The sequence below is a fragment of the Oerskovia flava genome (assembly GCF_026163685.1).
Lineage (GTDB): Bacteria > Actinomycetota > Actinomycetes > Actinomycetales > Cellulomonadaceae > Oerskovia_A > Oerskovia_A flava.
Genome location: NZ_JAOXSR010000008.1, coordinates 93,717 through 115,561 on the forward strand (window position 1 = coordinate 93,717; position 21,845 = coordinate 115,561).

Below are 21,845 nucleotides of genomic sequence, written 5' to 3' on the forward strand. Positions count from 1 at the left end.
CCGCTCAGCGGCGCGCGCAGTCGATGCACTCGCGCGCCGCCGGGCGGGCGACGAGGCGCTCGGCCCCGATCGGCCGACCGCACCGCACGCACGTGCCGTACGTGCCGTCGTCGAGCCGGCCGAGCGCCTCGTCGATCTGGGCGAGCTGCTGGGTGGCCGCGCGCACGAGCGCGCCGAGCTGCGCCCGCTCGAACGCGATGGTCGCGCCGTCGGGGTCGTGCTCGTCGTCCGCGTTGGAGTCGCGCGACGCCTCGACGATCCCGGCGACGTCCCCGTGCAGCGCCGCCAGGCGCCGCACGGCCTCGGCCCGCTGCGCCTCCAGCAGCTCGCGGGGGCCGGTCATGTCAGCCGGGTCACGAGGAACTCGGCGATGTCGCCGATCGCCCGGATCTCGTTGGCGCGCTTGGTGAAGCCGTGGCCCTCGTCGGGGAACACGTCGTAGCGGACCTCGACGCCGCGCGCCCGCAGCGCCTCGACGATCTGGTCGGACTCGGCCTGCACGACGCGCGGGTCCTTCGCGCCCTGCACGACGTACAACGGAGCGACGATCTGGTCCGCGTACGTCACGGGCGAGCGGGACATGAGGAAGTCGTGGTCGTCGTCGGGGTCGCCGAGCCAGGCCGCGATGATCGGCCGCCAGGACTCCGGCACCGAACGACCGAGCGTCACGAGGTTGGACGGCCCGACGACGGACACACCCACCGCGAACAGGTCCGGAAGCCGTGACAGGCACGACAGCGCCGCGAACCCGCCGAACGACCCGCCGAAGACCCCGACCCGCGCGGGGTCCACCCAGTCCAGACCGTGCAGGTAGCGCACGGCGTGCTCGAGGTCGCCCAGCTCGGCGCCGCCCCAGTCGCGCTGGATGAGGCGCTGGTAGGCCGCGCCGTACCCCGTGGAGCCGCGCACGTTCGGGGCGAGCACACCGACGCCCTGCGCGAGCAGGTACTGGTACAGCCCGGCGTAGTTGTACTCGGCGCGCTCCTGGGACTCCGGCCCCCCGTGCACCGACAGCACGACGGGGAACCGCGCGTCGTCCGCACCCGGCCGCGGGTGCGGACGGTAGAGCCAGGCAGGCACCTGGCGGCCGTCGTGCGTGGGGTAGGAGACGAGCTCGGGCGCGACGGGCGCGCCCTCGCGGATCGCGGCAGGCCGGCTCTCCGTGAGGTACCGCACCTCGCCCGTGGCCAGGTCGACGACCACCAGCTCGCGCGGGCGCACGCCGGTGCCGAACAGCCCGACCAGCGCCGAGCCGTCGGGCAGGAGGCACGGTTCGTCGAGGACCCCGGACGGCAGCGGCACGCGCCGCGGGTCGCCCGACGGCGTGCCCGACGACGTGGGGTCCAGCACGTAGGGCGCCGCACCGGTCGGCTCGTTCACCACCCAGGTGAAGGTGCCACCGGGCGTGGCCTGCACGCTCTCGACATCGGCCTCGGGCGCGTGCAGCACCGTCAGGGTCCCGTCGAGAGCGCAGGACGCCAACGCGGTGAAGTCGGCGCCGCGGTCGGTGCGGACGAGGAAGCCCGACCCGTCCGGCAGCCAAGGGCCCGGCACGTGCTGCGCGACGCCGTCGTGCCCGGTGAGGATCTCGAGCGCCGGTGAGCTCGCCTGCAGGTCCACGACGGCGACGTCGCTGTCGGAGGTGGTCGACAGGACGCGGACGAGGACGTACCGACCGTCCGGCGAGACCGCGCCGAGCATGGTCATCCCGGGCTCCACCTCGATGCGGCGCGCGGGGGCCGCGGCCGGGCCGTCGGGTCCGAGCGGGTGCACCAGCACGTCGTGCGCGGAGGGGTCACGGTCGTTGCCGGTGTAGACGATCGCCGAACCGTCGGGCAGGAACGGCTGCGCGGCGAGCTGGTACTGCCGGTCGTCCGCCGGGGTGAGGCGGACCGGCTCCGTGGCGGGCTCGACATCGACAGCGGCGTCGAGATCGACGTCGACGAGATAGACCTGGGTCTGCTCGTCGCCGTCCCGGTCGGCCGTGAAGGCGATGCGGTTTCCGTCAGGCGACCACGCGATCGACCGCACGGAGCGGTCGTCGAACCGGGTGAGCCGGCGCGGCTCACCACCGGCGACCGGGCGCAGCACGAGGTCGTACGCCCCGGCGTCGTTGGACACGTAGGCGACCGTGCCGCCGTCGGGGTGGAGGGCGACGGCGTCCGCGAACCGCCGCTGCGGGACGAAGGGCTCGAAGGCACGGACGGCGGCGGTCGAGGTGGGCAGGTTGGTCGTCGAGGTCATGAGTCTCGCTCCGGGGTGGTGGGCAGCACGGGCAGGGTGGCGAGCGTGACGGCGACCGAGCGGGCGTCGTCGGGTGTGTGGGGATCGTCGCCGACACGATCGACGAACGGGGCGAAGAGCTCGCTGATCCGGTCGTTGATCTCGGTCAGCTCGGCGGCGGTCAGGCGCAGCAGCATCTGACGGGACGTCGCGGCCTGGCGCCAGTCCGCGGGCAGCTCGTCGCGGCGGTCGAGCCACTCGAGCGTCGTGCGCCGGTACTGCTCGACCAGCGCGACGACGGCGTGCCGCAGCTGGGCGCGGCCGTCGTCGTCCAGCGTGTCGACGTCGACGTCGACCACCTGCGGCACGAGCCGCCACGGCCGCGCGCGGCCGCTCCCCCCGGGTGCCTCGGTGATGAAGCCCTCCCGGGCGAGCACACGGAGGTGGAACGAGCAGTTGGAGGGTGACGCCTCGACCCGCTGGGCGACCTGGGTCGCCGTGAGCGGGCCCGACGCCTCGAGCAGCTTCAGGATCCGCAGGCGCAGCGGGTGGCTGAGCGCGCGGAGCGAGCCGAGGGGTGAATCGTCGAAGGACACGTTTCGAAACGTATCTTTCGAAACAAGAACCGTCAAGGGATGGGCCACTCCTGCAGGAGGAGGCTCCGCGGGGTGTGACGTGCGACCCGTCGCGTCACGGCCCGTTCCGCATGACAGGACCCGCCGACGGGTGGGAGAGTGGCAGCCGCCTCGCGACCTGCGCGCGAGGCGGGCACGTCGACTCCCCCGGCACACGTCGGCGGCGATGCCTGCCCCTCGGGCCTGGGTAGCTGCGAGATCAAGGATCGTATGAGTACCGCCATCTTCTTCGACCAGTTCGGTGAGGCCGACGTCCTGCGCGTCGGCGACGAGGACGTGCCCGCACCCGGCTCCGGCGAGGTTCTCGTCGCGAACCGTGCCATCGGCGTGAACCCCGCCGATGCCAAGGTCCTTGCCGGGGCCTTCGGCCGGGACCGGCCGCTCCCAGGGGTGCTCGGCTTCGAGGCCGCGGGGGTCGTCGAGGCCGTCGGACCGGACGTCGACGGCCTCGCCGTCGGCGACGAGGTGCTGTGGCACGGCACGGGCGCCCAGCGAGCACGCGCCGTCGTGCCCGCGGCGAACGTCCTCGCCAAGCCCGCGAACGTGCCGTTCGAGCAGGCCGCCGTCCTCCCCGTGGCCGCAGCGACCGCGTTCTCCGCGCTCGTCCAGGCCGGGGTGTCCGACGGCGACACGGTGCTCGTGCACGGCGCGTCGGGCGGCGTGGGGTCGGCAGCCGTGCAGATTGCCCGCGCCCTCGGCGCACGGGTCGTCGGTACCGCCTCCGAGGCGAACCACGACTACCTGCGCACCCTCGGCGCCGAACCGGTCGTCTACGGCGACGGGCTCGTCGAGGCCGTCCGCGCCGTCTCCCCCGACTCCCCGGTGACCGCCGTCGTCGACCTCGTCGGCACGCCCGAGACCGTGGCCCAGACCACCGAGCTGCTCGAGGACGCCTCCCGCGCCGTGACGATCGTGTCCTCCGACGCGTCCCGCGCCGCCGGTATCGCCGACAAGGTCGACCAGAAGGGCGCGCTCGCCGAGGTGCTCGCGCTCGCCGAGGGTGAGCGGCTCCACCTGGAGATCGCCGAGAGCCTCCCGCTGGACCGCGCGGCCGACGCCGTGCGCCTCGTCCAGCAGGGGCACACCCGCGGCAAGGTCGTTCTCACCGCGTAGGACCGGGCTGGTCGACGCGCGACAACCCACTGAGTCCAGTACGTGAGAAGTCCTCACAAACCCTGGATGCGAGCTCGCGCCTCTGCCACGATCGTCGAGCAACCCGATGACGGGCTGCACCGGCGACGACGGCCCGACGGTGGGCCGCGCAGCGAAGAAGGGGACACCACCATGAAGAAGAGGCTTGTGAGCGCCCTGCTCGGCGTCGGCCTGGGGATCGGCATGGCGATCGCACCGGTCGGGGTGGCGAACGCCGCACCCGGGATCTCGTGCCCGGCCGGACGGGTGGTGTCGTTCACCTCGGCCAAGCCGTTCTCGGTGCGCGTCTACGTCACCAGCAACCCCGGCACCGTCTACACGGCGACGAAGATGGGCTCGGTCTACAAGGTGATCACGGGTCGGCAGAGCATCGCCGAGTGGCACGTCGTGAGCAGCCAGGCGCCCGTCACTGGTGGCTGCACGGTCTGATCCGCGTGGACGCGGGGCCGGGGACGGCCCCGCGTCGTCGTCGCGCCAGACCGACCGGACCGTCGCGGAACCCGTACACCCGTGCCAGACTGTGAGCCTCCCCACAGGTCAGAGGGCGGATCGGCGCGATGCCGCCACGGGGCGCACCCAGGGGGCGGAAATGATGTTGCGCAGCCTCGGCACCTGGGTGTGAAATCCTTAGCATGCGTAAGTATCTAGCCGCTACCGCGGTCCTTTCCACTGCCCTCCTGCTCACCGCGTGCTCGGGCGACGACTCCTCCAGCACCCCGGAGGACACCGCCGCACCGGAGTCGACCCCCACCGTCACCGAGAGCACCGCTCCGGCCGTCGAGACGGTCGAGATCACGGCGTCCTGCGCCAGCTTCTACGACGGGGGCGACCTCTCCCTCGCGACGCGCATCGACGAGACCAGCCCGCTGCTCGAGTCAGAGCTCGACCAGGACGGCGTGCTCGCCGCCAGCACGGCGCGCGACAAGATCAGCGTCATCCAGGCACGTGCAGACGAGTCGCTGCTCGAGGCTCTGACCGCGATCGCCCTGCCGTACGACGCCGCGCTCAGCGGTCAGAACGCCGACCTGTCCGAGCTCGAGCCGGCGCTCGACGAGCTGAAGTCGCTCTGCGCGGACGCCGGCTACAAGGCCTGAGTCTCCTGCGGTAGCGCTGACGCCCGTCCTCCCCACGCGGGAGGGCGGGCGTCGTGCTGTGGGCGGGCCGTGGTTCGCTGGGGTCATGGACCCCCTGCCCGAGGACGCGGAGCGTGAGCGGCTGCGCCACCTGTGCCTGTCCTTCCCCGCGGCCGAGGAAAAGGTGTCGCACGGGCGCCTCACCTTCCGCGCGCGGGTGATCTTCGCCGTCTACTCCGGGATGACGGCGTCGGAGGAGACGCCGGCGGGCCACCGCCCTGCCCAGCAGTATCCGCACTCGCTCCTCGTCAAGGTCGACGACCTCGAACGGCCCGCCCTCGAGCAGGACGCCCGCTTCTACCTGCCCGCCTACTACGGCCCGTACGGCTGGCTCGGGCTGGACCTCAGCGCGGCGCCCGTCGACTGGCAGGAGGTCGCCGAGCTCGTCGACACCTCCTACCGCGAGGTCAGCGGCCCGGCGCTGGTCGCCCGGCTCGACGCCGAGGGCAGCCCGGCCGACCGGCAGTAGTCGGCAGTCGCCCTCACTGAGAGCAGTGCGCGTGGGACGATCGAGGCATGCCCGTCGTCGAGTCAGCCGTGGTCGTCCCCGTGGATCCGGCGACGGCGTTCGCCGTCTCCCAGACGACGGGAGAGGTCCGCCTGCGCTGGGACCCGTTCATCCGCCACCAGCACTTCCTCGACGGTGCCACCGCCCCTGCCAAGGGTGTGCAGACGCTGACCCGGCACCGCAGCGGGCTCGCCATGGTCAGCGAGTACGTGTCGTACAGGCCGCCGACGAACGTCGGGATGAAGATGGTGCGCGGACCGTGGTTCTTCGCGCACCTCGCCGGCGGGTGGCGGTTCGCCCCCGAGCCGGAGGGCGGGACCCGGGCGACCTGGCGCTACAGCTTCTCCTGCCGGCCGAGATGGCTGGCACCGATCGCCGAGCGGATCGGCACGCGGTTGCTCGCCCGGGACGTCGACCGGCGCATCGCCGGGTTCGCCCGTGGCTGCGACGATCCCGTGGTGCTGGCGGCCGTCAGCACCGACCTGACCGGCTGACGTCGCGGCCGACGTCGGGCCGACGTCGGGCTCGACTCAGGCTGACCCCGCCGGGTGGGACACCACCCGGCGAGGTCATCCGGTCAGCGGGCGGGGGCGAGCTCCGCGTCCTGACCCTGCGGGTTGCGGGACGACGCGACCTCGGCCTGCGCCGTCACGTCCTCGTCGGTGTCCTCGTCCTCGGAGAACAGGTCCTCGGCGTTCGCCGCGTCGTACTGCTCGAGGTCGAGGATGCCCTCCCGCTTGGCGACGATCGTCGGCACGAGCACCTGGCCCGCGACGTTGACCGCGGTGCGGCCCATGTCGAGGATCGGGTCGATGGCGAGCAGGAGACCGACGCCGGCGAGCGGCAGGCCCAGCGTGGAGAGGGTGAGGGTCAGCATGACGATCGCGCCGGTGAGGCCGGCGGTCGCGGCCGAGCCCACGACGGAGACGAACGCGATGAGCAGGTAGTCCGTCACCGACAGGTCGATGCCGAAGATCTGCGCGACGAAGATCGCCGAGATCGCCGGGTAGATCGAGGCGCAACCGTCCATCTTCGTGGTCGCCGCGAGCGGCACCGCGAAGGAGGCGTACTCGCTGGGGACGCCGAGGTTGCGCTCGGTGACCCGCTGCGTGACGGGCAGTGTGCCGATCGAGGACCGCGACACGAACGCGAGCTGGATCGCAGGCCAGGCACCCTTGAAGTAGCTGAGGATCCGCAGGCCGTGCGCACGCAGCAGCACCGGGTAGACGACGAACAGCACGAGCGCGAGACCGATGTAGATCGCGGCGGCGAACGTCGCCAGAGGTGCGAGGAGGTCCCAGCCGTAGGTCGCGATGGCGTTGCCGATGAGGCCCAGCGTGCCGAGCGGCGCGAGGCGGATGATCCACCACAGCACCCTCTTGACGATGGAGAGGGCCGAGCGGTTGAACGCGAGGAACGGGTCGGCCTTGCTGCCCGACTTGAGGGCGGCGATGCCGATGACGAGCGAGACGACGACGATCTGCAGGACGTTGAACGAGATCGACGTGCTGGCGCCGGTCACGGCGCCGTCCGCGGACTCGAGGTTCGTGCTCGCGCCGAGCCCGAGGACGTTCGGCGGGATGAGGCCGTTGAGGAAGTCGAGCCACGAGCCCGTGCGGCCCGGCTCCTCGCCGCCGTCCGTCGAGAGCGTCGTGTTGTTGCCCGGCTGCAGGAGCAGGCCCAGGCCGATGCCGATCGCGACCGAGATGAGCGCCGTGATCGCGAACCAGATGATGGTCTGGCCGGCGAGGCGCGCGGCGTTCGTGACCGTCCGCAGGTTCGCGATGGACGCGACGATCGCGGTGAAGATGAGCGGCGGCACGATCGCCCGCAGCAGGGTGACGAACGAGCTGCCGATCGTGGAGAGCGTCGTCGTGAGCCAGTTGGGCGACTCGTCGGCGCCGACCGTGCCCATGGACAGGGCGACCCAGCCGAGGAGCACACCGAGGACGAGGGCGAGCAGGATCTGGACGCTGAAGGACGGGAACCGGAGCCGTCGGCGCGCTGCGGGCTCGGTCGCGGGTCCGTCGGTCGTGGCGCCGGACGCGGGTGGTGTGGCAGACACAGGGGTACCTTTCGCGGGCGCCGTGCGGCGCCGGGTCGTGAGGGAGGGATGTCGAGAGGGTCTGTCTCCCTGCGGCGCGACCCGGGCAGCAGCGCAGGCACGACCGAAGGTCGTGCGAGGCGTCGGGCGGGTGGTGAGGCCGTGACTCAGCGAGGACGAGGCTGCGAGGCGTGCCCTGCTACGTGGCCGTGCCGGGGGGAGACGGTGCTGTGGTCAGCGACAGAGCGCGCTGGCGACACGTCGAAGATCGACGTCGCGGCGTGCGGTGAGGTACCACGTCAGCACGAGAACGGCTCCCAAGGTCGGCTGCCGGCAGTCCGGCGGTGCGGGCGCATGGTTGCCCGCGGCCACCGATACTACCCATGCTCCCGAACACGACACGCCCCCGGGAGCATTCCCGGGGGCGGGTGTGACGGGGCGCACACGGCGCCCCCGTCGCGCGCGCTACTCCCCGCCGAGCGTCTCGGGCGCGTCGAAGAACTCGCGCACCAGCGGACCGGCGGTGGCCGCGCCGCCTTCTCCGGTCTCGACGAAGACCGCCACCGCGAGGTCGTCCTGGAACGCGATCATCCAGGCGTGCGACTCGCTGCCGTCGCCGTACTGGGCGGTGCCGGTCTTGGCCCCGACCTGCCCCGACAGGCCCTGCAGGGCCGTCGCGCTGCCGTCGGTGACGACGGACTCCATGAGGCTGCGCAGCGTGGCGGCCTCGTCCTCGGTGATCCCGCCCGCAGGCTCCTGGGTGTCCGCCACCTCGGTCACCTCGGGGATGGCCAGCTGCGGCTCGACCCGGTGCCCGGCGACGACGCTCGCCGCGACGGTCGCCATGGCGAGAGGGGAGGCCTCCACCCGTCCCTGCCCGATCATCGAAGCCGCGTGCTCGGTGCCGCCGGACCCGTCGGTGGGGACGCTGCCGAAGAACCCCGGAGCACCCAGGTCGGACTCGACGCCGAGCCCGAGGGCCGCCGCGGCGTCGTGCAGAGCCTCCTGGGAGACCACGTCGCGCTGGGAGATCATAGCCGTGTTGCAGGAGTTGGCGAACGCGGTGCGCAGGGGCACGTCGCCGAGCGCGGACTCCGGGTAGCCAGGCACGTTCTGGAACGTGCGGCCGTCGACCGTCAGCGTCGGCGTGCAGGGCACCTCGCTCTCGGGGGTCAGGCCCTCGCGGAGCATGGCGAGCGTCGTGGCGACCTTGAAGGTCGAGCCGGGCGCGTACCGGCCCGTCGTCGCGGTCGCGAGACCCTCGCTGCCCGCGCCGCTCGCCGCAGCAAGAACCTCACCGGTCGACGGGCGGATCGCCACGAGCGCGCTCGCCGAGTCGACGTCGCCGAGGATCTCCTCGGCGACGAGCTGCATGTCGGTGCGCAGCGTCGTGCGCAGCGGCGTGCCGTCCACGGGGTCGCTGCGGAAGACCTCGACGTTCTCGGCCTCCTCCTCGCCCCCGCTGCCGTCCGGGACGATCTCGACGCGCAGGCCGGGCACGCCCCGCAGCTGTGCGTCGTACTGCCGCTGGAGGCCGGAGAGCCCGGTGGTGTCCCCGGCGACGATCTCGCCCTCGGATTCCTCGACGATCTCGGCGGTCGCCTCCCCCACCCGGCCCAGGATCGCGCTCGCGAACTCCCGGGAGGGCGCGAGCGGCATGGTGTCCTCGATGACGGACGCGCCCTCGACGCCGCGCGCCTCGTCGACGTCGATGCCCGCCGTGTTCGCCTGGCGCACCGTGATGGCCTCGACGAACGCCTTGTCCCCCGCACCGGCGACCCGGTCCGCGAACGCACCCGCGTCGATGCCGACGACCTCCGCGAGCTCGCGGGCGGCGGCGTCCCAGGCGTCGGCGTCGATCCGCGTCTTGTCGATGCCGATCCGGAAGACGTCGCGCTCGGTGACGATCGGCTCGTCGCCCGCGCCGAGGATCTCTGCGCGCTCGGCCCGCACGCGCTCGATCGCGAGGCGGTCGCCGTGGTCGAGGTCCGGGACGAGGACGTCGGGCTCCCACTCGACCGCCCACCACCCCGGGCCGTCCGTCCCCTCGGGAGGTTCGGTGAACGCGAGCTCGGCCGTGGTGGTGTACTCCCAGGTCGCGGCCTCGTCGAGCTCCCAGCTGTACGCGAGCGTCACGGTCGCGTGCTGCGGGTCGCCCTCCTCGGGCTCCTCGACGTCCAGGCTCGCGACCGTCACGTCGGCCGGGACCTCCGCGAGCGGCTCGAACACGGCCTCGCGGTGCGCCTGGGCGTCCTCGCCACCGGTCTGGGTGAACTGCACGGCCGTGAGGTCCCCGGAGGCGAGGCCGTCGGCCAGGGCCTGCGCCGCGCCGTCGGGCGCCGGCTGCTCCTCGGAGGTGCAGGCCGCGAGCGCCAGGGCCAGGAAGGGCAGGGCCGCGAGCGCGAGCGGTCCTCTCCCTCGTGGACGCCGACCGTTCCTGACACCGTGCACGCGCTGACTCACGAGACCCCCTTCAGGACCGGACCGGTTCGCGAGCGAGGCTATCCCACCGCGCCGACACCACCGGGGGTCCCCGCGCCGGTTCGCGCGGCCGTCGCCATGCGGCGCACCGCGTCGGTGAGGATCTCTGCGCTCGTGGCCAGGTTGAGCCGCACGTGCCCGGCGCCGCCGGGACCGAACGTCTCCCCCGCGTTGAGCGCGACGCGGCCCCGGTCGAGGAACACGCGGTGCGGGTCGGTGGCCAACGCACCGCCGAGCGGGCGGCAGTCGAGCCACGCGAAGTAGGTGGCGTCCGCGGGCCGGTGCACGACGCCGGGCAGGTGCTCGGCCAGCAGGTCCGTGAGCAGCGTCCGGTTGCGCTCGATGCCGGCGACGACGTCGTCGAGCCATGCGCCCCCGGCGGTGAACGCCGCCGTGTGCGCGATCGCCCCGACGTGGCTGACGCCGTGGCCCGCCTCCTCGGGGATGCGGCGCAGGTCGGCCGCGGCGTCCGGCCCGCCGACGGCGACCGCAGCCTTGAGACCGGCGAGGTTCCACGCCTTCGACGCCGAGTGCAGCGCGATCGCGTCGTCGGACCCGGGGACCGTGAGGATCGGCGTGTACGTCGAGGGCGTACCGGCGAGGGACGCGTGGATCTCGTCGGCGACGACCCGCACCCCGTGGCGTGCCGCGAGCGCCAGGACGGCCTCCAGCTCGGCGGGGGTGTGCGCGGTACCGGTGGGGTTGTGCGGGTTGCACAGCAGGTAGACGGCGCGTCGACCGGTCCCGGCCCCGTCGCCGAACCGCGCCCGGCCGGTGGCCTCGGCGAACGCCGCGTCGAGGGCGTCCAGGTCGAGCCGCAGGTCGCCGCCGAGGGGGGCGTGCACCACCTGGCGCCCCTCGTGCCGGGTGAACGCGAAGAACGGCGGGTAGACGGGCGGGTTGACGACGACCGCGTCCCCCGGCGCGGTGAGGACGCGCAGGACCTCGACGATGCCGAGCATCACGTCGGGCAGGGTGCGCGTGACCGCCGGGTCGAACGTCCAGTCCCACCGCTGCTGCGCGAACCCGGCCAGCGCCCGGGCGTACGCGTCGCCGTGGTCGTACCCGGTGTCGCCGGTCTGCAGGGCGTGCGTGACGGCGTCGAGCACCGCGGGGCACTGCGGCACGTCCATCTCCGCGACCCACAGGGGCAGGACGTCGGGCGGGTAGGCGCGCCACTTCACCGACGTCCGACGCCGGAGCTCGGCCAACGACAGGACGTCCAGCGGGGTGGTGGTCACGGGCTCGGCGGGGGTGCTCACGCACGCCAGCCTACGAGGCGCACCCTTCCGGCGAGCGTCCGCGGCCGGTAGCGTCGGGAACGACCCGACAACGGCTGGCAACGGTCGGCGACGGCGCGACGAGAGGCGCCCTGATGGACGACGGTGCGGCACGACGCGAGGCCGGGCCCGCGCCCGGGCCTCGCACGTACCTCTTCGCGCTCACGGACGGTGGCGGGACGGTCCCCCCGGAGCTGGGCGTCGTGCGCCGGCTCGTCGACCGAGGCCACCACGTCACGGTGCTCGCGGACGCGTCGATGACCGACCAGGTGCGCGCCACGGGGGCGACGGACGAGCCGTGGGAGTGGCAGCCCGCCGGCGAGCTGCGCGACTGGGCGCTGCGGTCACCGACAGGCCTCGCGCGCGCCATGGCGGACCACCTGTACGCCGCGCCCGCCCCGCACCAGGCACGCCAGACGTCGGCCGCCCTCGACCGGGTCCGGCCGGACCTCGTCGTGGCGTCCTTCGGCGCGGCGGGCGCGATGATCGCGGCCGAGGCGCGCGGACTGCCGTTCGACGTCCTGCTCCCCAACGTCTACCCGATGCCCGCGCCGGGGATGCCGCCCTTCGGCCTCGGGCTCGCCCCGGCCCGCGGACCGCTCGGGCGCGCCCGGGACCGGGTGGTGAGCACCGCGTCCGTGCGCCTGTTCGACCGGTACGCGCTCGCACCGGTCAACACGGTCCGGGCCGAGTACCGCCTCGGACCCCTCGCGACCACGTGGGGCCAGCTGGGCCGTGCCCGCCGCCAGCTCGTGCTCACGTCGGCGGCGTTCGACTTCCCCGCCCGGCTGCCGGACAACGCCCGCTACGTCGGCCCGGTCCTCGACGACCCGTCGTGGGCCGCAGGACCGTGGGAGGCGCCCCCGGGCGACGGCCCTCTCGTCCTCGTCGCGATGTCGTCGACGTTCCAGGACCACGTCGCGTGCCTGCAGCGGATCGTCGACGCGCTCGGCACCCTGCCGGTGCGCGGGTTCGTCACCACCGGACCCGCCGTGCGTCCCGACGCGCTGCGCGCTCCCCCGCACGTCACCGTGGTCACCTCCGCCCCGCACGGCGACGTGCTGCGCCAGGCCGACCTCGTCGTCACGCACGGCGGCCACGGCACCGTGATGAAGGCGCTCGCGGCCGGGCTGCCGCTCGTCGTCCTGCACCACGGCCGCGACCAGGCGGACAACGCGGTGCGGGTGACAACGCGGGGCGCGGGCGTCGCGGTGCGACGTCGGGCGTCGTCGCGCACGATCGCCCGCGCGGTCGCGACGGTCCTGGCGTCCGAGCCCACCCGCCGTGCCGCCGCACGGCTCGGCGAGGCCGTGGAGCGAGACGCACGGAGCAGCGTGCTGCTGGACGAGCTGGAGAACCTCTGACGGGTGCCGACCCGTCAGCCGAGGCCGAGCCGGGCGAGCGGTTCGACGAGCTCGCGCTCCTCGTAGGACAGGTGGGACAGGAGCGTGTCCGTGAGCAGGTCCACGGCCTCGCGCAGCCGCTCGGTCCCGGCGGTCGGGTCCTCCTCGCCGACGAACGCGACGAGCGCGCGGTCCACGCCCTCGAGCACACCGTGGATCGCGCGGTGCTCCTCCTCCAGCCGGTCCACCACGGGCACGAGGCCCGCGTCGGCGTCGCGCAGGTGCGGGAAGAGGCTGCGGTCCTCGAGCGTGTGGTGGGTCGTGACGACCCGGCAGTAGGACTCGCAGTACGTCCCGAGGGTCCAGTTGTTCTGCCGCATCGTCATCGTGTTGATCTCGTCGCGGGCGTCGCCGATCCCGACGTGCCCGGCCGCGACCTGGTCCACGAGCTCCCGCACCCGGGTCAGCTCGGCGCGCAGGTGGTCGTGCACGTCGATCAGGTGCTGCCCGGTCGCGTTGTCGTGCGCGGTGTACCGGTGGTCCGCGGGCGGCGGCGGCGCGGTGGGCCGCGCGTCCTCGTCCCAGACGCGCACGTCGCTCAGGCGCGCGCCGTCGTCGGGCGTCGGCACGACGGCGAAGGTGCCCGACGGCGCGGTGCCGGCCGGGCTGTCGGGTGCGGCCGGTGCGCCGGGCTCGGTCCCGGCGACCGACGTCGCGCGCGCGGGCTCGGGCGTGGGCGCGGTGCCTTCCACGAGGCGTTCGCCCTCGACCGCCTCGCGGACGGCGGGGGCGACCTCGGTGGCGAACCGCCGGATGTCGTCCGGGTCGTCGCTGCCGAGGATGAAGGTGCTCGTGCCGTGCGTCAGGGCGATCTCGGTGAGCTGCTCGGCCCACTGGGCGGGCGGGCCGACGAGCAGGCCGCGGCCCGCACCGGGGGCGGTGAACCGGCCGTTGACGTTGAGCAGACGTCGCACGGCCTGCGGCGAGCGGTCGGCGGCGCGCGCCGCGTCGTCGATGACGCGGTTGAGGTCGGTGAGGTCGTCGGGCGAGGACAGGTAGCCGAGGCTGGGGAGCCAGCCGTCGGCCAGGCGCCCGGTGAGGCGGAGCATGCGCGGCTTGTACGCGCCGACCCAGATGCCGATGTCGTGCGCGGGTGCCGGGCCGGGGTGCGCGCCGTGCACGTCGTAGTGGGTGCCGCGGCGGCGGACCGAGCCGCCGTCGGCGGCCCACACGTCACGGACGATGCCGATCGCCTCCTCGAGCGCCTCGACGCCCTCGCCGGGCGTGCGTCGGGGGCCACCGTTGGCGACGATCGCGTCCCAGAAGGCCCCGGCGCCGAGCCCGAGCTCGACACGACCCCCGCTGAGGAGGTCGAGCGACGCGGCGGAGCGCGCGAGGACGGCGGGCGGGCGCAGCGGCAGGTTGACGACGTTGGGCGCGACGCGGACGTTGACCGTCTGCGCGGCGATGACCGACAGCAGGGTCCACGTGTCGAGGAACTTGGCCTGGTACGGGTGGTCCTGCACCGTGACGAGGTCGAGCCCGAGCTGGTCGGTGAGCTGGGCGAGGGAGAGCACGTGCTCGTGCCCGGCGGCGACCGGGGTGATGAACGTGCCGAACTGCAGGTCGTGACCGTAGTCGGCCATGGGTGCATGCCTCTCACGTCGTGCGGTTGATGTGTCAACCATATACCTGGATGATGCATCAACCAAACGGTAGGATGGCCGCATGAGCATCGCGAGCGACGCCGGGCGCACCCGGCCCGGGGACGCCGTCGGGCACACCACGCTCGCCCCCGACGAGGAGCGCGCCTGGCGCGCCTACCAGCGCATGCAGGCCCGCCTCGGCCAGCACCTCGCGCGCGAGCTCGCCCAGGAGACCGGCCTGTCCGACGCCGACTACGACGTGCTGCACGCGCTCGGCGACGCCCCCGACGGGCGGCTGCGCGCCATCGAGCTCCGCCTCGCCGTCGAGTGGGAGAAGAGCCGCCTGTCGCACCAGCTGCGCCGCATGGAGCAGCGCGGCCTCGTCACCCGCGAGGCCTGCTCGGACGACCTGCGCTCGTGGGACGTCGTGCTGACCGACGAGGGCCGCGACGCCGTCACGCGCGCCCGCTGCGCACGCGTGCGATCCATCCATCGCCACGTCCTCGACCGCCTCACACCGGACCAGGTCGCCGCCCTCACCGACATCGCCGACACCCTCAACGCCGGGCTCGACACCGCCTGCAGCGTCGCACCCGAACGACTCGCAGCACTCGCCGAAGCCGCCGACCTGGACAGCCCGGGCCGGTAGCGCGCCGGACCGGACGCGCCGACGCCTGCCACTTCCGGCCCACTAGGCGCGCTCGACCGGCAGCCACAGCTCGCAGGTCGCCGAGCTGAAGTCTGCCGCGCGGTCGAGCACGGCCACGATCGAGGGGCCCGGCCTCAGCCGCCAGGGGTTGGACGGGAACCAGTCCGTGGCCGTCGCGGCCATGGTCGACTGCAGCACGGTCGGGTACGCACCAGCGGTGCGGAACACGGCCCAGGTGCCGGCCGGGACGTCGATCGCGTCCAGGTCGTCGGGCACGGACGTACCCTCGCTGACGGCGACGCCATGGAGGTAGGTCAGCTCGCTGCCCTCGGTGTAGTCGGGGTCGACGTCGGCACTCACCTGGAGCAGCCCGTCCGGCTCCGTGTCGCTCAGCGCTTTGAGACGGGCGTGCTCGGCGTCGGGCAGGGAGGCGATGTGCGCTCGGATGTGCGGGTTGATGCCGTGGTGGATGAGCGGCACGCGGGCAGCGTGGCCGACGAGCCGGAAGGCCGGTCGGTCTGAGATACGGGTGTCCATCGTGGTGTTCCCTTCGACGGTCAGGCGGAACCTGAGCTGTGGTTGTGTGCGAAGGGGGCCACCGTCTCGCCGTACGGTGCCAGGGCCGACACCGTGCACCGCCCGGAACGCCCGGCCGAACGCCTCGGTCGAGCCATAGCCGTAGCGGACCGCGATGCCCAGCAGGTCGCCGTCTCCGAGCAGATCGGCTGCGGCGACCGTCATGCGGCGCCGTCGGACGTACTCGGACAACGGCATCCCGGCGAGCGACGAGAACATCCGGCGCACGTGGTACGCCGTGGTGCCGAGGCTGCCGGCCAGGCCGGCGACGTCGATCTCCTCCGTGAGGTGGTCCTCGACGACATCGACGACCCGGTTGAGAATGGCGATCACGGTTCCTCCTTCAGCACCAAGCCTGGTCCTTGACGCGATCCTGCACCCGACTATCGCGGTTCGATCCGATCACCGACACGGCAGGACCACTCACACCTCGCAGCTTTCGTTTCTTTCGAGTGAGGGTGGTTGCATGAGCATGGTCGTCGAACACACGGTTCTTCCCCCCGCGGCCGGATCAACGCTGCCAGACCTCTCAGCGGCCCTGGAAGAAGCAGGATCGTCCTCGCTCGTGGGGCCGGACGGTTCGCAGATCGCGTTGCCGGACGAGGTCTTCCTGGTGCTGCGCGACGCTGTGCGCGCCATGGCTCGCGGCCAGGCGATCACGCTGGCGCCCCATGACACCGTCCTGACCACGCAAGGAGCCGCCGACTTCCTCGGCATCTCGCGTCCCACTCTCGTGCGGCTGTTGTCCGACGGGGAGATCCCGTTCACGCAGCCTCATCGGCACCGGCGGGTTCGACTCTCAGACCTGGTTGAGTACCACGCGCGCTCACGACGCGAGCGCCGCGAGATCCTGGCCCAGCTCTCGCGCGAGGCGACGACTGATGACGTCGGCGGCGACGGGTTCGAGGTGACTCGCTAGGAGATGGCGCTTCCCCGCAACCGCATGCCCGGCTACGGCGACGTCGCGGGTACAGAGACCTGGGAGCCCTCGGCCGCGCCCCACATCGGGCGGTCGGTCAGCGGGTCACCCATTCCGGGACCCACACATCGTCGGTGGCATCCGGTTCTGAGGCTCGCAGGTAGTCACGCAGCCCGATCAGCACAGGATGCTGGTGGTCGGAGCGCGTGAGCAGCACGTGCGGGTATACCGGCGTCGGCTCGCGCAGCGGGATGCGCCGCAGGCCATAGCTCTCGGGCCACAAGTACCGGTCGCCGCTGCCGATCAGGGTCGCCAGAGACGCAGAATCGGCCAGGGCGTCCATCAGGGCCTCGTCGCCGAAGTTGGGACCGAGCGCGTCGATGCTCAGACCGAAGACCTGCGAGAGCGACCGGTAGAACTGCTCCCACTCCGTACCCGGCCTGATGCCGGGGATCCAGATGCGGTGACCGACGAGGTCAGTGGGCCGAACCTGGTCCTCGCCCGCCAACGGGTGGGCGGGTCCGACCAAGAGCTGCAGGGGCACGTCCAGAAGCCGTTCGGCTCTGAGCCCGGCCGGGACCTGGCCTGCCGGCAGAGCGCGGAAGGAGGCGTCGATGCTTCCTTCGAGCACGGCCCGGACTGCCTGGGCGGCGTTCTCTTCGCTGAGGGTGACCATGTCCAGGGCGGCATCGGGGCGGGAGCGGTAGAAGCGGTAGACGGCCTGGGCCGGGGCGATACGCCGGTTGAGGACGTCCACGCGCAGGGGCCTACTGCCGGGGCGCACCGCCTGCTCTGCCTGCTCGAGCGTCGCCAAGACCTTCTTGGCGTGCGGGAGGAAGACCTGCCCGTCCAGGCTCAGCCGGGAGCCGCGGGAGGTGCGCACCAGCAGTGCGACCCCGAGGTTCTTCTCCAGACCCACGATCCGCTTGGAGACCGCCTGCTGGCTGACCCTGAGCTCGTCGGCTGCAGCCTGGAACTGTCCGGCCTCGGCAACGGCCACGAAGGTGCGCAGGGCTTCGATGTCCACGCCACCACCCTACTAACACAACCAACAGTTGTGACAGTAGGGTGCTCGGTTGTTTGATCAGGCCTTCGCCGGGTGCTGGGATCAGAGTCATGTCCACCCGCACAGAGCAGGTCATGTACGTCCGCACGCCCGAGTTCGCGCGCTATGCGGAGAGGATCGCACAGGTGACCGACGCGACCTCCCGGCTGAACGCGCTGCCCTTCAGCGATACCGAGGCCCGCACGGAACTACTCTCGGTTGTGTTCGGTGGCCCACTGCCGGAGTCGGTGACGATCTACCCGCCCTTCTTCACCGAGTACGGCCTGGGCACGCGGTTCGGGAAGAACGTCTTCGTCAACCAGGGCTGCACCTTCATGGACAACGGCGGCATCAGCATCGGCGACAACGTCATGATCGCCCCGAAGGTCAGCCTCATCACCGGCGGGCACCCCCTGCCGCTGGCCGAGCGCCGCGAGTACGTCACCAGCGCCCCGATCGCGATCGAGGACGACGTCTGGATCGGCGCGACCGCCGTGGTCACCCAGGGCGTGACCATCGGCGCAGGCTCTGTCGTAGCAGCCGGCGCGGTCGTCACCCGTGACGTGCCTGCCCGCACCCTGGTCGCGGGCGTGCCCGCACGGGTGATCAAGAGCATCGACTGATGCGTCCTCGCGCTCCCCCTGCTGCCCAGGGTGCGAGCCCGGTTAGGCTCGTTCTGTGACCTTCCGAGCCACGGCCCGGCAGCCCCGGCCCGACGATGCCCGAACGACAGCGACGACGGACCGCAGTGCAGACCCGCTCATGCGCCGCGTCCGGCCAGCAGATGCGCCGGAGGTCGCGTGGACGCTCGCGTGGTCGCTCAACCCCGCACGCCGAGCCACGATTCGCCGGGTGCTCGCCGTCGCGACGTGGCCGATCTGGGTGGCCACGGTGCTGCTGCTGCCGGGCTTCGTGCACGCCGACCGGAAGGTCGTCGTGCGGCTCGCGCGCCGCTCGCGGGCGCAGACAGCCCTGGTGGCCGTCGGCTTCCTGGGTGCTGCCGCCGTGCTCTTCGCCCTGGTCGGCGCCCTGCTCGGGCTCCTCGCGAGCCTGGCGCCGTGGTGGCTCGCGCTGCCCGGCATGCTGCTCGTCTGCGGCTGGCTGTTCACGGCCGGCACCACGCTCCTCGCGGTCACCATGACGGACCTCGCGGAGAGCCAGCGCAGGGAGGCCGAGGCCCGCCGTGTACACTCCCCCGACCAGCTGCGCGTCGACCAGGCAGCGCGACGCGGCGCCCAGTGGTCGCTGGACAGCGCGGTCTCCCTGCTGCCCCGGGGCGGGCTCGCGCTCATCAGCGAGCACGTGCGTCGTACCGTCCCACCCGGCCAGACCATCACCGTCCAGGCCTCCACGGAGCGGCACGTCGTGGTGTACCGGCGATACGGCTTCGCGCCGTTGGCCACGGCCCCGACGAGACTCCTCGCGACGGCGTGACCCCGCATCGATCGGCCGCTCCCGGCGCCTGCGTCAGAGCGAGACGACGGCGCCGTCGAGCAGGCGGATCGGCTCCCAGGCGGCGGCTTCACTGTTCGCCACGACGACGACCGTGATGCCGGACCCGCCGAGCAGCTGTCCGCTCTCCCGGTCCGGGTAGTACCGCAGGATCGCGCTCGAGCCGGCGTTGATGCCCTCCTTGTACGCCGAGCGCACGCTCCCGTCGGCGCGGAGCTCGAACTCGATGCCGAACCCGTAGTGCACCTCTGCCGTGCGGTCCTCCTCCGAGCGGTCGGGAGCGTCCTTCTCGTCCGTCTCCTCGGTGTCGCCGTCGTCGTGCTTCACCTGGGGTGTGCAGAACGCCTGCGTCAGGTCGGGCGGGAGCAGGACGCCGTCACGCACCGCGGCGAGGAACCGGGCGAGGTCGGCCGCCGTGACGTGCGCACCGCCGTCGGGCGAGCCGATCGGCGGGTAGGAGTAGACGTTCTGACGCCAACCGACGACCGGGCCCTCGTCGTCGGAGCCGTCCGGGGCGTCGTCGTGCACGGGCTCCCAGCCCTCGGCGACGTCGGGCTCGGCCTCGTCCATCCGGAAGAACCCGGACCGGTCCATCCCGGCCCGTGCGAACACGTGCTCGCGGACGTAGTCGCGGTAGGTGCTGCCCGTGACGCGCTCGAGCGCGAGGCCCGCCAGGATGAACCCGACGTTGCAGTAGCGGCAGCCCTCACCCGGCGCGAAGTTCGGCTCCTTGTGGACGAACCCCGACAGGAAGTCGGCCGTCTCGGTCACCGAGTAGTTCGGGCGGTCCTCCCACAGGGCCTCGTACGACTCGCCGGCCTCCTCGTCGGCGTCGTCCGCGATGCCCGACGAGTGCGTCAGCAGGTGCCGCAGGGTCACCCCGCGCGAGATGGTCGTCCCGGCGAGGTCCACGTAGTCGTGGATCGAGGCGTCGAGGTCGAGCCGCCCCTCCCCGACCTGCTGCAGCACCGCGACCGACGTGAAGAGCTTCGTCACCGACGCCACGTCGAACCGTGTCGAGACCTGCACCGGCACGCCCCACCGGCGCGACGCCGTCCCGTACGCCGCCTCGAAGAGGACCTCGCCGTCCCGCGCCACGTGCACGACGCCGGAGAACTCGTCCGCGTCGGCGGCACGCCGCAGGTGGTCGTCGAACGCCCTCAGGGCCTCAGGGATCTCGTCGGTGGGAGCCATGACTCGACCGTAGCGACCGTCGCCGCGCTCGTCGCGGTATTTCTCGACGCCCCGCCTCAGGGGTGGACCAGTTCGCGCCAGTTGTCCGGGAGGCGTTCGCGCGGCCCGGGGCTACCCTGCGTCCTCGGCCTCGAGCCGGGGGGCGCGAGCTCGGGACCGTCGAACACCTGGTCGGTCTCGAAGTCCCAGTACCAGTCCTCGCCGGGCTCGAACGAGCGCATCAGCCGGTGGCCCGTCCGGTCGAAGTGCGCGGTCGCATGCTGACCGGGCGAGGAGTTGCAGCACCCGATGTTGCCGCACGCGGCGCACCGGCGCAGGTGCACCCACCAGCCGCCGTTGATCTCGCAGTCCGCGCAACCGGTGCCGCTCGGGCGCGCGCCGACGTCGATCGCGTCCGTCAGGTCCATCGACGTCAGGGCACGGGGGCGGGCCTGACGACGTCCGACCAGCTCTCCGGGTCGAGGGCAGGTGCGGGCTCCGCGTCCGCCCACGCACGGCAGTCGTCGATCGTCGCGCCGAGCAGGTCACGCAGTTGCGCGTCGGGGTCGGAGACGCACGCCTCGGCGATGCCCTGCACGGCGGCGGAGATGATGCTGGGGGTCGCGTCGCGCACGAACCGCGACGGTCGGATCCGAGCTCCCTTGCAGAACTTCTCCGCCCACTCGGTGGTGCGCGGCGCGCTCTCCAGCGCCGCGACGGACGCGGCGTCCCGGGTGCCGGGCTCCCGCTCGTCGAGCACGTCGAGCATCCGCTCGCACCCGATGATCGCGACCGCGAGCGTCTGCTGACGGTCCGAGGGGGCGATCGGAAGCGCGGTGACCGCGGCACGCAGCGCGATCCGCAGGTCCCACCGCGGGTCGGCGCTGTTCAGCCCGATCACCGACGGCACGAGCGGCGCGAGCTTCGGGCGCTCGGCGTCGACCGTCAGGTCGTTGACGGCGCGGGCCAGCATGGCCAGCAGCGGGTGGGTGCAGCGGGGATGGTCGCTCCACCGCTCCCCCGCGAGGTAGGACGCGAGCTCCATGAAGCACGCTCCCCTCTTCGGGTTGCGGTGCTTGCCACGTCCCAGCATCGGCAGCATGTCGACGGTCATTGCGATCTCCTCGCTCACGAGGGCGTCCCCCGGGCAAACCGAGTCCTGGCTTTCAGTGTGCTCCCGGCGCGGGACCTTGGCAACGGGAACGAGTGACCCAGGCCACATGCTTCTCGGGCTCGTCTGAGGCACCTCAGACGGCCTCAGGCCCGCCGGTCCCTCTCGTCTGAGGTGGGTGGGTCCGTGACCCTGCCCGACCGACCGATCCGCCGCCGCCCCCCTCAGGACGAACGTGGCAGTCAGGCAGGCACGGTGCCGGCCGACGATCACCCCGGTGATCCACCATGACGGAGGACATCATGACCGCACAGTTCGGGCCCGCGTTCGAGGCCGAGTTGAGCTACCGCCAGGAGCAGGTCCGCCGGTCGTTCCCGCGCGACGAGGCAGTGCTGCTGCACTGGCTGCGTTCGCGCCGCACCCGGCGGACCGCTGCCCGCGCGCCCCGCGCGTGAGCGGCGCGCCCGACGCGACC

Annotated in this window: 23 protein-coding genes; 11 read left to right on the forward strand and 12 right to left on the reverse strand. The window is 72.7% G+C overall.

Annotated features, from left to right (window positions below; translation table 11 throughout):
- Positions 1 to 4: 4 nt before the first annotated feature.
- Genes OHL10_RS13575 through OHL10_RS13585 form a run of 3 tightly spaced genes read right to left on the reverse strand, consistent with a single transcriptional unit; the run spans position 5 to position 2,819 of the window.
- Entirely contained in the window at positions 5 to 343 is a 339-nt protein-coding gene (locus tag OHL10_RS13575) for a TraR/DksA family transcriptional regulator (RefSeq protein WP_265522761.1), read from the reverse strand.
- Positions 340 to 2,244: a S9 family peptidase gene (locus tag OHL10_RS13580; protein WP_265522762.1), complete on the reverse strand. Its 1,905-nt coding sequence runs from the start codon at positions 2,242 to 2,244 to the stop codon at positions 340 to 342. The genes OHL10_RS13575 and OHL10_RS13580 overlap by 4 nt, the downstream gene beginning before the upstream one ends.
- Positions 2,241 to 2,819 (reverse strand): ArsR/SmtB family transcription factor, encoded by a 579-nt coding sequence (locus OHL10_RS13585; RefSeq protein WP_265522763.1) that lies wholly within the window; start codon positions 2,817 to 2,819, stop codon positions 2,241 to 2,243. The genes OHL10_RS13580 and OHL10_RS13585 overlap by 4 nt, the downstream gene beginning before the upstream one ends.
- A gap of 249 nt (positions 2,820 to 3,068) precedes the next feature.
- On the opposite strand from OHL10_RS13585, the gene OHL10_RS13590 reads away from it, so the two are divergent.
- The 5 genes from OHL10_RS13590 to OHL10_RS13610 all read left to right on the forward strand — a co-directional run bounded on the left by OHL10_RS13590 (position 3,069) and on the right by OHL10_RS13610 (position 6,145).
- Positions 3,069 to 3,971 carry a quinone oxidoreductase family protein gene (locus tag OHL10_RS13590; protein WP_265522764.1) on the forward strand — a complete coding sequence of 301 codons (903 nt, stop codon included), beginning with the start codon at positions 3,069 to 3,071 and terminating at the stop codon, positions 3,969 to 3,971.
- A 171-nt stretch (positions 3,972 to 4,142) separates the two neighbouring features.
- Entirely contained in the window at positions 4,143 to 4,439 is a 297-nt protein-coding gene (locus OHL10_RS13595) for a hypothetical protein (RefSeq protein ID WP_265522765.1), read from the forward strand.
- A gap of 203 nt (positions 4,440 to 4,642) precedes the next feature.
- Entirely contained in the window at positions 4,643 to 5,104 is a 462-nt protein-coding gene (locus OHL10_RS13600; protein ID WP_265522766.1) for a hypothetical protein, read from the forward strand.
- Between the two features lie 85 nt (positions 5,105 to 5,189).
- Positions 5,190 to 5,612 (forward strand): MmcQ/YjbR family DNA-binding protein, encoded by a 423-nt coding sequence (locus tag OHL10_RS13605; RefSeq protein WP_265522767.1) that lies wholly within the window; start codon positions 5,190 to 5,192, stop codon positions 5,610 to 5,612.
- Between the two features lie 47 nt (positions 5,613 to 5,659).
- Positions 5,660 to 6,145, forward strand: a complete 486-nt coding sequence (locus OHL10_RS13610; protein WP_265522768.1) for an SRPBCC family protein — start codon at positions 5,660 to 5,662, stop codon at positions 6,143 to 6,145.
- Between the two features lie 83 nt (positions 6,146 to 6,228).
- Here OHL10_RS13610 and OHL10_RS13615 read toward each other — a convergent pair whose 3' ends face one another.
- From OHL10_RS13615 to OHL10_RS13625, 3 genes are all read right to left on the reverse strand, one after another.
- Positions 6,229 to 7,716 carry a dicarboxylate/amino acid:cation symporter gene (locus OHL10_RS13615; RefSeq protein WP_265522769.1) on the reverse strand — a complete coding sequence of 496 codons (1,488 nt, stop codon included), beginning with the start codon at positions 7,714 to 7,716 and terminating at the stop codon, positions 6,229 to 6,231.
- A 444-nt stretch (positions 7,717 to 8,160) separates the two neighbouring features.
- Positions 8,161 to 10,158, reverse strand: coding sequence for a penicillin-binding transpeptidase domain-containing protein (locus OHL10_RS13620; RefSeq protein WP_265522770.1), 1,998 nt, complete (start codon positions 10,156 to 10,158; stop codon positions 8,161 to 8,163).
- Between the two features lie 38 nt (positions 10,159 to 10,196).
- Complete coding sequence (locus OHL10_RS13625) at positions 10,197 to 11,438, reverse strand: MalY/PatB family protein (protein WP_265522771.1); 1,242 nt, start codon at positions 11,436 to 11,438, stop codon at positions 10,197 to 10,199.
- A 113-nt stretch (positions 11,439 to 11,551) separates the two neighbouring features.
- Between OHL10_RS13625 and OHL10_RS13630 the strand changes: the two genes are divergently transcribed.
- Positions 11,552 to 12,820, forward strand: coding sequence for a nucleotide disphospho-sugar-binding domain-containing protein (locus OHL10_RS13630; RefSeq protein ID WP_265522772.1), 1,269 nt, complete (start codon positions 11,552 to 11,554; stop codon positions 12,818 to 12,820).
- Between the two features lie 14 nt (positions 12,821 to 12,834).
- Here the strand turns inward: OHL10_RS13630 and OHL10_RS13635 are convergent, their stop codons facing one another.
- Entirely contained in the window at positions 12,835 to 14,445 is a 1,611-nt protein-coding gene (locus OHL10_RS13635) for an LLM class flavin-dependent oxidoreductase (protein WP_265522773.1), read from the reverse strand.
- Between the two features lie 82 nt (positions 14,446 to 14,527).
- On the opposite strand from OHL10_RS13635, the gene OHL10_RS13640 reads away from it, so the two are divergent.
- The gene (locus OHL10_RS13640) at positions 14,528 to 15,094 is read left to right on the forward strand and encodes a MarR family winged helix-turn-helix transcriptional regulator (protein WP_265522774.1); all 567 of its coding nucleotides are present in this window, start codon (positions 14,528 to 14,530) and stop codon (positions 15,092 to 15,094) included.
- A 42-nt stretch (positions 15,095 to 15,136) separates the two neighbouring features.
- Here the strand turns inward: OHL10_RS13640 and OHL10_RS13645 are convergent, their stop codons facing one another.
- The gene (locus tag OHL10_RS13645; RefSeq protein ID WP_265522775.1) at positions 15,137 to 16,003 is read right to left on the reverse strand and encodes an AraC family transcriptional regulator; all 867 of its coding nucleotides are present in this window, start codon (positions 16,001 to 16,003) and stop codon (positions 15,137 to 15,139) included.
- Positions 16,004 to 16,136: 133 nt separating this feature from the next.
- Here OHL10_RS13645 and OHL10_RS13650 point away from each other — a divergent pair, with 133 nt between their 5' ends.
- Positions 16,137 to 16,589: a helix-turn-helix domain-containing protein gene (locus OHL10_RS13650; RefSeq protein WP_265522776.1), complete on the forward strand. Its 453-nt coding sequence runs from the start codon at positions 16,137 to 16,139 to the stop codon at positions 16,587 to 16,589.
- 97 nt (positions 16,590 to 16,686) lie between these two features.
- On the opposite strand, the gene OHL10_RS13655 is transcribed toward OHL10_RS13650, so the two are convergent.
- Positions 16,687 to 17,616, reverse strand: a complete 930-nt coding sequence (locus OHL10_RS13655; protein ID WP_265522777.1) for a LysR family transcriptional regulator — start codon at positions 17,614 to 17,616, stop codon at positions 16,687 to 16,689.
- Between the two features lie 89 nt (positions 17,617 to 17,705).
- Between OHL10_RS13655 and OHL10_RS18665 the strand changes: the two genes are divergently transcribed.
- A complete protein-coding gene (locus OHL10_RS18665; protein WP_322645562.1) occupies positions 17,706 to 18,257 on the forward strand; it encodes a sugar O-acetyltransferase in 552 nt (183 codons plus the stop codon).
- Between the two features lie 55 nt (positions 18,258 to 18,312).
- On the forward strand, positions 18,313 to 19,068 hold the full coding sequence (locus OHL10_RS13665) for a hypothetical protein (RefSeq protein ID WP_265522778.1): 756 nt from the start codon (positions 18,313 to 18,315) through the stop codon (positions 19,066 to 19,068).
- Between the two features lie 33 nt (positions 19,069 to 19,101).
- Here the strand turns inward: OHL10_RS13665 and OHL10_RS13670 are convergent, their stop codons facing one another.
- Genes OHL10_RS13670 through OHL10_RS13680 form a run of 3 tightly spaced genes read right to left on the reverse strand, consistent with a single transcriptional unit; the run spans position 19,102 to position 21,373 of the window.
- Positions 19,102 to 20,280, reverse strand: coding sequence for a serine hydrolase domain-containing protein (locus tag OHL10_RS13670; protein ID WP_265522779.1), 1,179 nt, complete (start codon positions 20,278 to 20,280; stop codon positions 19,102 to 19,104).
- 56 nt (positions 20,281 to 20,336) lie between these two features.
- Positions 20,337 to 20,687, reverse strand: coding sequence for a UBP-type zinc finger domain-containing protein (locus OHL10_RS13675; protein ID WP_265522780.1), 351 nt, complete (start codon positions 20,685 to 20,687; stop codon positions 20,337 to 20,339).
- Positions 20,688 to 20,692: 5 nt separating this feature from the next.
- Positions 20,693 to 21,373 carry a hypothetical protein gene (locus OHL10_RS13680; RefSeq protein WP_265522781.1) on the reverse strand — a complete coding sequence of 227 codons (681 nt, stop codon included), beginning with the start codon at positions 21,371 to 21,373 and terminating at the stop codon, positions 20,693 to 20,695.
- Between the two features lie 299 nt (positions 21,374 to 21,672).
- Here OHL10_RS13680 and OHL10_RS13685 point away from each other — a divergent pair, with 299 nt between their 5' ends.
- Positions 21,673 to 21,825 carry a hypothetical protein gene (locus tag OHL10_RS13685; protein WP_265522782.1) on the forward strand — a complete coding sequence of 51 codons (153 nt, stop codon included), beginning with the start codon at positions 21,673 to 21,675 and terminating at the stop codon, positions 21,823 to 21,825.
- The last annotated feature ends 20 nt before the right edge of the window (positions 21,826 to 21,845 follow it).